11 protein-coding genes and 1 pseudogene are annotated in these 12273 nt (G+C 58.9%); 2 read left to right on the top strand and 10 right to left on the bottom strand.

The genetic code is table 11. From position 1 onward, the window contains the following. The coding region (locus JQC81_RS26645; RefSeq protein ID WP_203274820.1) for a hypothetical protein at nucleotides 1–372 on the top strand (372 nt) is incomplete at its 5' end. Nucleotides 373–1636: 1264 nt separating this feature from the next. On the opposite strand, the gene JQC81_RS26640 is transcribed toward JQC81_RS26645, so the two are convergent. Then, complete coding sequence (locus JQC81_RS26640) at nucleotides 1637–2371, bottom strand: hypothetical protein (RefSeq protein WP_203274819.1); 735 nt, start codon at nucleotides 2369–2371, stop codon at nucleotides 1637–1639. Between the two features lie 464 nt (nucleotides 2372–2835). After that, nucleotides 2836–3864, bottom strand: coding sequence for an IS110 family RNA-guided transposase (locus JQC81_RS26635; RefSeq protein ID WP_203274818.1), 1029 nt, complete (start codon nucleotides 3862–3864; stop codon nucleotides 2836–2838). 365 nt (nucleotides 3865–4229) lie between these two features. On the opposite strand from JQC81_RS26635, the gene JQC81_RS26630 reads away from it, so the two are divergent. Then, a complete protein-coding gene (locus JQC81_RS26630; protein WP_203274817.1) occupies nucleotides 4230–4901 on the top strand; it encodes a UPF0149 family protein in 672 nt (223 codons plus the stop codon). A 261-nt stretch (nucleotides 4902–5162) separates the two neighbouring features. Here JQC81_RS26630 and JQC81_RS26625 read toward each other — a convergent pair whose 3' ends face one another. The 8 genes and pseudogenes from JQC81_RS26625 to JQC81_RS26590 form a co-directional block, all read right to left on the bottom strand. After that, nucleotides 5163–5876, bottom strand: a complete 714-nt coding sequence (locus tag JQC81_RS26625; RefSeq protein WP_203274816.1) for a LuxR C-terminal-related transcriptional regulator — start codon at nucleotides 5874–5876, stop codon at nucleotides 5163–5165. A gap of 73 nt (nucleotides 5877–5949) precedes the next feature. Next, nucleotides 5950–6231 carry a DUF6894 family protein gene (locus JQC81_RS26620; RefSeq protein WP_246520683.1) on the bottom strand — a complete coding sequence of 94 codons (282 nt, stop codon included), beginning with the start codon at nucleotides 6229–6231 and terminating at the stop codon, nucleotides 5950–5952. Nucleotides 6232–6259: 28 nt separating this feature from the next. Beyond that, nucleotides 6260–6679, bottom strand: a complete 420-nt coding sequence (locus tag JQC81_RS26615) for a hypothetical protein (RefSeq protein WP_203274815.1) — start codon at nucleotides 6677–6679, stop codon at nucleotides 6260–6262. Nucleotides 6680–8498: 1819 nt separating this feature from the next. Continuing rightward, a complete protein-coding gene (locus JQC81_RS26610) occupies nucleotides 8499–9164 on the bottom strand; it encodes a response regulator (RefSeq protein ID WP_203274814.1) in 666 nt (221 codons plus the stop codon). Then, entirely contained in the window at nucleotides 9161–10849 is a 1689-nt protein-coding gene (locus tag JQC81_RS26605) for a sensor histidine kinase (protein WP_203274813.1), read from the bottom strand. The genes JQC81_RS26610 and JQC81_RS26605 overlap by 4 nt, the downstream gene beginning before the upstream one ends. A gap of 106 nt (nucleotides 10850–10955) precedes the next feature. Then, nucleotides 10956–11141, bottom strand: coding sequence for a hypothetical protein (locus tag JQC81_RS26600; protein WP_203274812.1), 186 nt, complete (start codon nucleotides 11139–11141; stop codon nucleotides 10956–10958). A 131-nt stretch (nucleotides 11142–11272) separates the two neighbouring features. Next, nucleotides 11273–11443 carry a hypothetical protein gene (locus JQC81_RS26595; RefSeq protein ID WP_203274811.1) on the bottom strand — a complete coding sequence of 57 codons (171 nt, stop codon included), beginning with the start codon at nucleotides 11441–11443 and terminating at the stop codon, nucleotides 11273–11275. A 23-nt stretch (nucleotides 11444–11466) separates the two neighbouring features. Continuing rightward, nucleotides 11467–11754, bottom strand: a pseudogene (locus JQC81_RS26590) (recombinase family protein); the annotation flags it as partial. Between the last annotated feature and the right edge of the window lie 519 nt (nucleotides 11755–12273).

The following is a 12273-nucleotide window of genomic DNA, read 5'->3' as shown; positions in this document are numbered from 1 at the left end:
AACACGGGTGGAGACACCGGCGGCAACACGGGTGGGAACACCGGCGGCAACACGGGTGGGAACACGGGTGGAGACACCGGCGGCAACACGGGTGGGAACACCGGCGGCAACACGGGTGGGAACACGGGTGGAGACACCGGCGGCAACACGGGTGGGAACACCGGCGGCAACACGGGTGGAGACACCGGCGGCAACACGGGTGGGAACACGGGTGGCAAGGGTGGTCAGAATAATGGCGGCGGCAACGGCCAACAGGACGCCCCTGGCAACTCCGGGGGAACGCCTGGCAACAATGCAGACGGCTCTTCGTCTAATGGCTCTGGCAACGGCAACGGCAACGGCAATGGCGGCGGCAACGGCGGCAAAAAGTAACTGAGACAGCATCCGGCAAGCCTTCGGAACGACCCGCATCGCGGCTAGCCCTAAACCCCTTTCGGAGGAGATCTCACCGATTGTGAGCCCAAAGATCCTTGGCTTGCCACTGAGCCAAGGGTCTCCTTCTGAGAGTATCAGTCAGGGCACTGCCGCTCAGCAGAGCATAGCTCCTTCCTTGAGCTGAGTTCGCGGGATCCTGTCTCCGTCTATTCACAAAACGTCAGGGCGGCAAATAGCCCTGACGCATACACCTCTAATCCCTGCGGCCGTGGACTGCCTCCAAGCGATCCGCCGTCACGGGTTCTCTCCGTGGAGGAGACCACATCTTTCAGATGATAAAGAAACCCAAGTGGGTGAGTGCGAGGGCCATCTTTGACTTAGAGGAACTCCATTTTTCTTGTACCTGGAACTTGGGCTGACGGCGTAACCAGGCACGCACGCGTTGATGTAGATGATGCAGGCGTGATGCGAAATTTTATGTTGCGCCTGTAGACCGGTGCGTTGGCGTTGCTGCGATGAGCCGCTGATTGCAGGGGCATCAACTCTGCACAAAATCCCGATTTGCTTTGAAGGGCGATGCTACTGCTTTTTGATCTATCCGTGCACTTCGTATCGGAGAGATGCCGTGATCAAGCGATCCGCTCATTGTTCCTTCCGACCGAGCGCAAAATCAGAAGAGATGGCTCTTCTTGAAATGTAAGGCGGTGTGAGGCAGCGCCGATAGGCTGAGCCACGGATGTGCTCTCATTGCTGAAACCGGCAAAGCAGCCTGGCATATGCTTTCCCATGCAGGATCGCTCAAACCTTACTCAAAAGTGTACTGCTGTTCGGCAGGCGTGCGACACCGTTCTACATCTTGGGAGCCACCTTCCGTGATGTCGCTCCCAAAAGGGATACTCATGGAAAAAAAGAGACCATCGCTATCCCTTTATAAGTTTAGCCTTTTGGGCGGCCGGCACCGTAGGAAGAAGTTCTAAGCGAACTCTTTAGCCTCTGGTGAACCATGCCCCACACCCGCACTCTTGCTTTTACGGGAGTCGTTGTACTCGTCAGCATCTCAGGATCCGCTTGTACAATTCTTCCGCAGGCTGAGCATCGCGGTAGCGCGCAGTACCGGGCGGATGTGGCCTACACCAGCGCCACCAGCCCGGCGGTCGGTGCCGGAACCCTGTCGGGCTTCCTGCCGGCACCAGCTGCAGCCCGCGCCCCGTTTCAGTCGCTGTGCCTGCACCAGGACGGCTGGATCAATCCGGCCACAGGACTAGCCAGCTGCTCCAGCAACAATGACAGCGGACAGAACACTGCGAGCAACGGCGGCGGTGCAGGCAACACCGGTGGCGGGAACACGGGTGGTGGTAGCACCGGCGGTGGCAACACGGGTGGCGGCAGCGCCGGTGGCGGGAACACAGGCGGGAACGTTGGTGGCGGGAACAGCGGTGGAAACACGGGCGGCAGCACGGATGGGAACACGGGCGGCAACACTGGTGGCGGTAGTACCGGCGGGAACACAGGTGGTGGGAACACTGGTGGAGACACAGGCGGAAGCACCGGCGGGAACACCAGTGGCGGCACAGGTGGTACGGGTAGCACCGGCGGCAACACAGGTGGGAACACCGGCGGCAACACGGGTGGAGACGCAGGTGGGAACACTGGTGGTGGTACAGGCGGAACGGGTGGTACGAGTGGCGGTAGCACTGGCGGAAGCACCGGCGATGGGAACACCGGAGGCGGCAGCACCGACGGCGGCAGCACCGGTGGCGGCACGGGTAGCACCGGTGGAGACAGCGGCGGCACCGACACAGGTGGTAGCGGTGGCAAGGGTGGCCAGAACAACGGCGGCGGCAACGGCGCACAGGATGCTCCTGGCAACTCTGGCGGAACACCTGGCAACAATGCGGACACTGGCTCTAACGGCAACAGCGGTGGCAATGGCGGAAACGGGAACGGGAACAGCAACGGTGGTGGCAACGGCGGCAAAAAGTAACTGAGACGGCATCTGGTAAGCCTTTGGAGCGAAACCGCGTCGCGGCTGGCCCTGAAACCCTTGTCGGGGGAGATCTCACCGACTGAGCCCAAAGACCCTTGGCTTGTCACCAGGCCAAGGGTCCTTTCATTAGGGGAGGAGTAGGCTCACTGCGCCCCTGCTCCAATGGCAAGGGCGCCTGGAAGTGAGAAACTGAACAATCCGTCGCAATGCCATGTGTGGACGGCTCCCCGTTGGCAAGGGTTTTGTTGAACGTTTGTGCAAGGCTGGTCGGTGCGGCCATGTGTTCGACCTGTTGGTGCGGTACGTATGACCGCTGGCCATAATGCCCTCCGCGAAGGGGTCCCGACCAAAAGCTCGCATTCCAAGATGCTCTGGCACTTGTGGGGTGTCCCGCTTCCCGGTTCGACCGGATCCTGCATTAACGTCCTTTCGCCCTTCCCAACCTCGATCTCGTCAGGTGTTCCGACGAGGTATTACGCTGCCTGCCCGACCACCGGCTCCCGATAGCGCTCGCCCCTGGCCATGATTGCCCACACCATGCGAGCCATCTTGTTGGCCAGAGCCACTGCCGCCACCTTGGTGGCCCGCCGCGCCAGCAACTGCACAATCCAGGGACGGGAGGTGCCATGCCGCTGGGCAAAGCGGATCACCGCCAGCGCGCCCACCGTCAGCAGCGAGCGCAGGTAGCGGTTGCCCTGCTTGGTCACCCCGCCCAGCCGTTCCTTACCGCCACTGGAGTTCTGCTTGGGCACCAGTCCAATCCAGGCCGCGAGATTACGACCTGAGGAGAAAGCCCTTGGGTTGGGCACATGGGCTACCAGGGCGGAGGCGAGCAACGGACCCACGCCCGGGATCTCGGCAAGCCGGCGGCTGACCTCGCTGGCCCGATGACAGGCGGTGATGCGCCGGTCCATCTCCAGGATCTGGCGCTTGACCAGCACCAACTGCTCTGCCAGCGCCAGGACGCAAGCGCGAGCCAATTCAGGCACACGCTCATCGCCATCGCGCACCATCAGCAGCAGTTCATCAACACCCTCTCGGCCGATCTTCGCCACCACGCCGAACTCCGCCAGGTGCGCCCGGATGGCGTTGGTGAGCATGGTTCTCTGCCGCACCTGCATGAGCCGCACCCGGTGCAGCATCAGGATGCTCTGCTGCTCGCACGTCTTGGTCTCGACAAAGCGCATGGTGGGCCGGGTCACCGCTTCGCAGATCGCCTCAGCGTCCGCCATGTCGTTCTTCTGCCGCTTCACATACGGCTTAACGTAAGCTGGCGGCATGAGCTTCACCTGATGGCCGAGGCTCTGCAACTCACGCGACCAGTGATGGGAGCTTGCGGACGCCTCGATGCCGATCAGGCAAGGTGACAGCGAAGCAAAGAACTTCAGCACCTGCCCGCGCCTGACCTGACGTCGGATCAGCACCTCGCCCGTGGCGCTGATGCCGTGCACCTGAAAGACGGACTTGGCGATGTCCAGACCAATGGTGGTGACCGTGCTCATGGGCTGCTCCTGTGTCGCTGGCTGCTCGAAGCAGCCATGCTACCTCACCGCTCGGTGGGAGCCGTCCACAGCATCAAAAGCGGACGCGAGGACAGTCGCACAAGTGCAGCCGAAATCGCTCGACGGCATGATCGATGGCCTGGGCCGATTTACACCTGGCACTGATCGCTGCGGGTTGACCCTCGCGTCTCCCGCCTGACAGTTTCGACTCCTCCCATTCACCTGGGGCGGATGAGGCGGCGTGAGGAAGGCCTACACCGTGTGAATGGCCTTGATTCGGACGCCTGGCTGCGCGACGCTCTGGCCTGAATCGCAAATGCCCCGATCAACCCATCAGTGACTGCTGCCCTGGAGCCGGAGGCCGTATGCAGAGCATCCCCCGCCGTCTGAAGCTGCTTGAGAAAAAGCTGGCCAGCTTGCCCGCTGACAGTGATGGGATGCTGGTCAGTGAGCTCGATGGCTTTCTGGCGGGGATCCTTGTCTGCCCTGATCTGATCATGCCGGGCGAGTGGCTGCCGCTGGTCTGGGGTGGGGACGAGGAGACAGCACCCGTCTTCGAGAACGCCCGCCAAGCCGAACAGCTCGTCGGGCTAGTGATGGAGCACTACAACGCCACAGCCAACGATCTGCAGTCGGGCTGCTATGCGCCCGTGTTCGAAGTCGATGCCCGGCATGACGAAACGCTCTGGGAACTCTGGATCGAAGGCTTTGAAACCGCCATGCAGCTACGGCCAGACAGCTGGGCAGCCGTTCTCAAGGGCAACGAGAAGGCGCGCATGGCCTTGACCGGTCTTGTCATGCTCATCGATATTGCGCATGCCGAAAGCGATCTGGCCGAGCAGGAGGTCCAGGAACTGACCGAAAAGGCGCCTGATCTCATTCCCGCCTGGGTCGAGATCCTCAACGCTTGGCGGGTCAGCCAGCATCTTGCCGGCCAGCCAGTTGCGCCGGCACCGGCCTTTGGCAAAGTCGGCCGCAACGATCCATGCCCGTGCGGCTCCGGCAAAAAATACAAGAAATGCTGTGGCCTCAACTGACCGTTGAAGTTCCACCGGACGCCTCCTCATAGCTTAGCGGCAGCTCATGAAGGCTCAGCAGAGGTCCTACCCGGCAAACGCCAAATGTTGGCCAGACGGCCCACGCCACAACAGAGGTGTGTGTTCAGCCTGTTCATCTCCCGCGCCTGCTCCGTTGAAGCCTGATATCGCAGTGGTCGCGGGCCAGATTTGGGTCGAGACGTTTGTGGTTAAGTGCCTGATTTTATTCAGGGCCGGATCGAATTCTGAGCCCTGACCAATCTACGGCAAGTAGGGAGCCGCGATCATCGCGGCCTGAGTGCGGTTCTTCGCCCCGAGCTTTTTCAAGATCGCTTTCACGTGAACCTTTATCGTTCCCTCTGTCACAGAGAGATTTCGCGCAATGACCTTGTTCTGTGCCCCTTCCTTCAACCAACTCAGGATCTCAAGCTCCCGATCAGAGAGTTTCCCCATCTGCGAGGGCAGTTCTGGTGCAGCGCTCTCAGTCTCTGGAACATGCGGATCTTCAGCGTGGGCAGAGATCTCCGTGTATCTGGAAAGAACGACTTCTGATGGAAATATCCGCTCCCCAAGCATCACGAGTTCAAGGCACCTGATGAGGATTTGGCGCTCCGAGGTCGAGAGCACAATTCCATCCACACCAGCGTTAAAAGCAAAGACGATGTCATCAAGATCAATCTGATCTGCCAAAACCGCAACTTTTGCTTCAGGGTTTGCAGTCTTCAGCGGTCTGATGAACTCCAATGCCTCCCGTGAACTCAGGTGGATAAGGATCAGTGCAACCTGCTTGAGATGAGCTGGAGACTGGAGAATTGTGGAGCTGTCACCCTCAAGAATGGCAAAGCCAGTCCCAGCCAAGACATGTGACAGACCGATCCGCGTGAGCGGGCTACTGCACATCAATACAGTCGGCACTTGCGAGAGACTGCCAGGTGCAGGGTCAACTTGCCCACTGCCCTCCCCGTCGGAATACATTGTTCGCCCCCACCCTACAGATTGTGTCTCGATTAAGATCGATTGTCAGTACCCAAGCCTCATCCAGCAACACTCATTCGATCTCAGGGCTATAGAGATCAACAGAATAAAGATGCCCTCCTGTTGCGCTCACAACTTCCAGGCGCCACCCGAGCCAATCTTCACCCTCATTCTCCAATCGCAGTTCCTGGATGGCCTTCAGGGCTTCCGACCGTGCGGTCGCAAGATCCTCGACTTCGATGCCGATGTCATCGGTGATCGTTTCGAACTTACTGACGAGGTTGAAGAAGCAGCGCATCGGCGGTTGATGAGGTAACTGAATCTGGGCGGGAACTTCGTATCGGTGGCAATCCATTGAAGGAAACCTTCCCCTGTTCAGGCAGTTAGGCGACCTTGGTATCGTTGGAGCTCACCGAAAAAGTATCCAGGGAGACCCATCCGATGTCTGGCTGTGGAACTGGCACCAAGTAGGCACGCCCATCTTCGAGCTTTTCGATCCGACAGGACACAGCTCTCTTGTCGCCAGCAGGACGATAGATGACGGTGGCGCCAACATGGAGACTATCGCTGTTATCGAGATCCGTGCGGCCGGCTGGAGCCTCAATATGCTTTTCACCGGCTGCCGGCGGGCTTGATTGGCGGGCCCTTACTCTCTCAAGCGCCGCAATCGCAACACGCGCGCGATCTCGGTAACGCTCCGTCAGAGGCCTCAACAGAGAACCGCTGGTGCGCCCCGGATACCATGCGACGCCACCGACTTTGGCAAGCTCCTGCGCCACGACCTCAATTTCTTCTTCTGTCATCGTGCCCCCCGGATTGGATTATCCCAGCCTCGAGGCCGCAATTTACAGATCCTGTTCGCTTCGTAAAGCATTCGCTAACATTATTATTAACTGGGACATGAAGCCGTGGCGCAAGACCGAAGCGACAAAAGGATGGGTGAACTCCCAAATCGGTTTGCCAATCAGCTCCAGGGCGCCAGCCTGGGGAGGCGCAACCATTTTAAACGGAGCGTGTAGAAAACCAGACAACTGTGTAGCGGGGCTTCGAACGACACTCTATCGCACTGTCAGAGCCGCAGCAGAACGCCTTTGTTGAGGGCTCGAACGGCCAACTGCGGTTGAATGCATCGACAGCCCCTTCACCTTGCTGCTCATCCGGTCTGGGAGGGCAGACGCCGACTGACGATGCCAGTCACGCCGCCACAGGACGGCGGCTAAAAGACGTCATCCTCCCGGTCACCGTCACTCCACTACCCTGTATCAATCAGCGGCTTCCCCTATAGGTGAGGGAAACTCGGGGCTGACGGCATGTCTATCTCGTGGATACCTCCCGGAGCCTCCTGAGCCCAAGGGTGTACGTCCTCGTCTGAGCGCCTTGGCTGCCCTGACCGGCATTCCGTTCGTCACGCGCTCGGGTACGCTCTGGAGACTGTGCTGTCGCAGGTGGTGGGCCCCAGCGTGACGTACTGACATGATTGGCCGCAGACGGGTGCTTGACAGACGCTGCAGCAGGTAGAGCTCGATTGCTCGGACCGACACGGCGCTGTCAACTTTAGCTGGGCTTTCTTGGACAGGGCAGCCGTTGCACCTGAGAAGGGATAGTGCCAAGCCTAGACCCGAGTGCAGCAGGGCGAGTTCGAGCCGTCACGACCTCACGACGGTTAACAGAGAGATGGCGCCCCCGTAAGAGGCACCATAGATAATCTTTGGCAATGTCGGCAACAACATCGATAAAGTTCGTTGGCATCGTGAGAGAATGATTGTTTGCAGACGTTTTCGAAGATTTTTTCAATATACAATACTTGCGCCGCAACGATCTCGGCGCGGTGGATAGCCCGTCCGACGTGGCCGATCTCAAGAAAAAGGGGCTGGTGCGTACCTCCGGCACCAGCCCCAACTTGCCCCTACACTTTTCCCGCAGCCCCAAACATTTTCGTTCTCAAAGATGGCGTTGCGCCATGAGCTATCCTTACCGCACGGACCAACATAAAACTCTATATCAAAGGATATATATATCCTTTGATATATGCACTTAATCAACGTCGTCATCCGTTGCCCTGCAAATCTCAATCTCCGAAACCTCTGCGAAACTCACCGCCAAACCGGAAGTCTTATAAGGCCTTGGCCCGGCCGTTTGGCCGGATTATAGGCTCGGCAGGTCCACCATTTACTGGGTGCTGACACCAAGTGGGTCTATGATCGTGTTGATGATTGCCGCCACGACGGGGGCTTGGCCACGCTCGCTGTGCTCTGGCCGTATGGAATCCGCATCGCCTTTCTGCGTGCGCGCCGTTCAGCGGAAGCTTTCTCGTTCTGCTGACGGGCCTGCTTTTGGCCTTCCTGAGAATCAGGGCGGAGCGAGTGATGGACTCAAACCTGTCGGGATAAACTCACCCGTTCAAACCTGTTCTAGCACTCGGGTCAGTCGCACAGCCGATGGAGCGCGCAGCAGACGCAGAACCGCCTCGCGTTTGCGCTGGCGCGACATGCGCCCTCCAGGGCCCAGACCGGCCGCATCCTTCATCATTTCTGTCACCATGCTCACCCGTTTGCGGATCCCGTCCGCTCACAGGGTGGCTCAGGAAACTGTAGGGCAGAGGAGCCTCTGCAAACTGCGCCTTTATTTATGGCGCAATTGATCTTGATAGCTGAGAGCCAGCGCCGTCAACGCCGTTCGGTTGCTCACCCCTAGCTTGTGATAGATATTGTGAAGGTGAATTTTGATCGTTCCGTCGCTCAAACCGAGCTTTCGTGCTATCTCTTTATTCGACAGCCCTTCAGCAGCAAGAAGTACAATTTCCTTCTCTCTTGGCGTTAGTCCACTTTCAACTTTTCTGTTCTTACTTCTCCTTTGTTGCTCCCGTTGAAGCGCTGCGTCAACCAAATCTGAAGGGATCCAGCGTCTTCCGCTTGAAACAGACTGCATACATGTAAGAAGCATGTCAGCGGCGGCATCCTTGAGGATCAGTCCATAAGCTCCACGTTCTACAGCCTCGATAATCTGGTGATCACCTGCGGAAGCGGTGAGAAAAACCACACGAGACTTGAGACCCCGCGCATTGATCTCGGCCAATACCTCGATCCCGGTAAGACCGGGCATAGAGACATCCAAAACCGCCAAGTCTGGTTGAAGCTCCAAAATAACTTGAAGCGCTGCCCGACCGTCAGAACAGACCGCAACAATCTCGAAGTTCGGATCAGTCTGGATCAGGGTCCGCAGTCCACCCAATACGATTGGGTGGTCGTCTGCAAGGACGACCGACAACGCTGAACGACCTGGTCTCATAAAAGAACCTCAACATGGATTCTCGTGCCCGAGCGGGAGGTGTGCAGGGTGAAAGTACCTCCCATATCCTCAGCGCGAGTTCTCAATGAGCGAGGACCAAGGTTCTGGGCCAGTAGTTCCTCTCCTGAATACGTGCCATGAAGATCGTGAAAGCCGAGTCCGTTGTCGGAGACAGTCAGACACAACAGGTTGCAAACAACCTTGATCTCGACCTGAAGAGAGGAGGCTTTGCCATGCCGGACTGCATTCGATATGGCCTCAGCCAGAAAGTGGCGAACGTTGCTTGCAGTTTCAGCCGTCACCTGCAAACGGGAGGGCTCAACAGTCATTGAGGCTTCGCATTTCCACTGCTGCCTGTGGCACTTAAGCACCTTATCGATCTCAGGAGCGAGGACGACCATCTCTAACGACGAACTTGCTGGGGATCGGCTTTGTTCGACAAACGCTCGAATACGCCGTTGCTCAGCAGCCAGAAGTTGGCGGGTTTCGTGGAGTTGGTCGGCCACACCAGCCTCGACGCGGTCTGAGCTAAGTCTTAACTGAATATTCGCTGCGGCTAACCCCTGCAGGACGCCGTCGTGGAGGTCCCGTGCCAACCGTGCCCTCTCTTTCGACTTAGCAACTTCCTCAAGCTCATTCCGTAGACAGTAATGCTCCAGATCGATCCCGATCCGGGTTGTGACAAGCTCAGCAAGCACCATGTCGTCTTTGTCGGTAGCTTCGGCTTCAAGCAAAAAGACACGCCCTTTACAGGCCGGCAGGGAGAAAGGCGCAGTGACTGCGCATCGCACCGAAAAGGTCTCCCGAAGATCCGGATCAATCAGTGCACCAAGAGGCTCCACGGTTTCAGGCAGAAGTTCCGGAGCAGACTCCTGGATGCGCACTGAAAAACTCCTATCAGCAAGGGCCGGCGCAACGAGACTTCCAAACCGGTCGGGAGATTCCCGGCTGTACTGGAGGCCTGCCCGGGACCAAACTGCCACCTCCCGGAACGGCTCATCAACCGGTTCCCAAATGACGAGCACTCGCTGGGCCCCTAGGATTATACCGGCATGCGCAAGTGCGGATCCGATAGGAACCGGAATCCCTTGCGAATAGTCAGGCCCTGGCCAAGCCGCGAGCTTAGCCAATCGTGTGCGACTCCGTTCTTGGAGTGCGCCTACATAGCCCAACATAAGGCCCGCGACGACGAGGTAAGCTGGCCGGACAATAGAGCGGCTTAGTTCATCAACCTCGGTGGAGAGCGATCGCCCCCCGATCAGCAAGATCAGAACCAGGAAAATCAGGACCAAAAGCACTGATGTCCCGATGGCACCACGCCATCCCCAGCGAAGCGTGGCTGACAACAAGATGAAGGTAAAGAAGATGAAAAAAGGGCTATTTGGCCCTTGGTTGAAATGCATCAGCAGGCAGACGCAAGCAATATCAATCGTATGAGCCGCAATCTGCTCCCAGTATTTCGACGGCCGGACGAGTACAAGGCAAACGCTCACAGCAGCGAAACACAGATATGCTGCTAGAATAATGAATATGACACGAGCACCGAACGAACTCTCAGGTGGGTCCAGAATACTAGCAATAAGGGCGAATAGCGTGAGGACCAGCCGAGCAAAGGCAACGACGCGCTCGGGCGGAAGAACAAAAATACGCTCAGAAAGTACAAAATGCCTAGGCGAAGATTCCATTCTCTAAATTTGTACCGGTAATTCAGCCAAGGGAAGTAGGAGAGTCAATCGGACCCATGACTATTTAGGAGGTACTTATTTCGTAGCATAAACGGGGAGAAACAATTCACCTGTAGACGAAACCTGTCCAGCATCTCACCAGAGCGCGCAGGAGATACTGGTAGGCGGTGTTGTCGCGCCGCCCGCAGGAGCGGTTGGTCGCCAGCCAGGCCTGCACCTCATCGGAATACGCTTGACTCACCACGGCAGGCACCTGCCCGACCACATTCCAGGTGTCAGTCGGCTGCGACACGGCCGAGCCCTGCGGCCGACCGATCGGGTGTGAGGCCAAGCGGTGGGGGCAGAACGATACCGCGTCCGTTTAGCGTAAACCTGCCCCGTGTAGGTCGGTGTGCGTAGGATGCCTGGGGTGGTCGGGCTTGATCAACGCGGTGCACCCAACCGGGTGGGGACACCGCAGGCATCCGAATGTACGCCAAGCTGCATGGGAGAGGTGCCCGGCTCGCGAGAGTGGGCAAACAGCTCGGCCACGACAGCCGCCTCCGCTGTGATGGTCGTCACACCGCGCGAGCCGCGTGCCTGGTCGGGGCTCATGCGATATCCGTAGGGCGTATAGGTCAGGGCAGCAACTGACCGGCGCGCAGCTTGGTGAGCCGGCCGCGGCGCATGCGTTCGGCAGTCGACGTGCGCTCGTGTTCAGCGGCTCCGCCCCGGATCCGCCGCATCAGGGGGTCGTGCCTCTCGTCGCTCATCGGGCAATCCAGGAACTTGGCAGTATATCCGGCTTGCGCCGACTCCTCCACGAGGATCATCTGGTGCACACGGTTGTGGGCGAGGCGGTCGGGGACGGTGACGAGCACACGGCCGATCTCACAGCCCTGCACAGCGGTGCGCAAGCGGTCCGGTCCAGACCGGCGAGGATCACGCCGCGGTCGCCGTTATCTTGGAACACGTACGCTGGATGGAGGCTCCAACCCTTGGCGGCATGCGCGTAGACATGAGCGGTGAGCCGTCCGAGTTGCTGCTCCTTGATCCGGTGGTCGACCTGATGGCTGGCCGAGACAGCGCCGTACGTTGCCATTCGCATGGAGGCCCCCGGCAGGATTGGGGATAATGGGGCCTCGGTTGGCTCCGGGGAGGTCATCGCCCACTGCAGGAGGAGCTGATATACCCGGTCCCAACGCTGCTGGCCGTTGGGGCGTCGGCATGCCAGTGCGCTGGACGTGCCAAGCGCGTCGCCGCCGATCTCGCATGCTGTTCTTCCATGCTGTTCTTCTTGGTGAGTGAGCTCATCGGGAAGTTGGGCGCCACAGGCCTCCGGAGCCGATGGCACGCCCGCGGCCAGCTGAGCTGAAGGTCTCCGATGCGCGTCAGGCAGAACTTGTCAGTTGTGATTAGAGCATTGAGCGAACACTCGCCTGGTG

Source organism: Microvirga arabica (genome assembly GCF_016811235.1).
In the GTDB taxonomy this organism is placed as follows: Bacteria; Pseudomonadota; Alphaproteobacteria; order Rhizobiales; family Beijerinckiaceae; genus Microvirga; species Microvirga arabica.
This window is presented reverse-complemented; position numbering and strand designations above follow the sequence as displayed.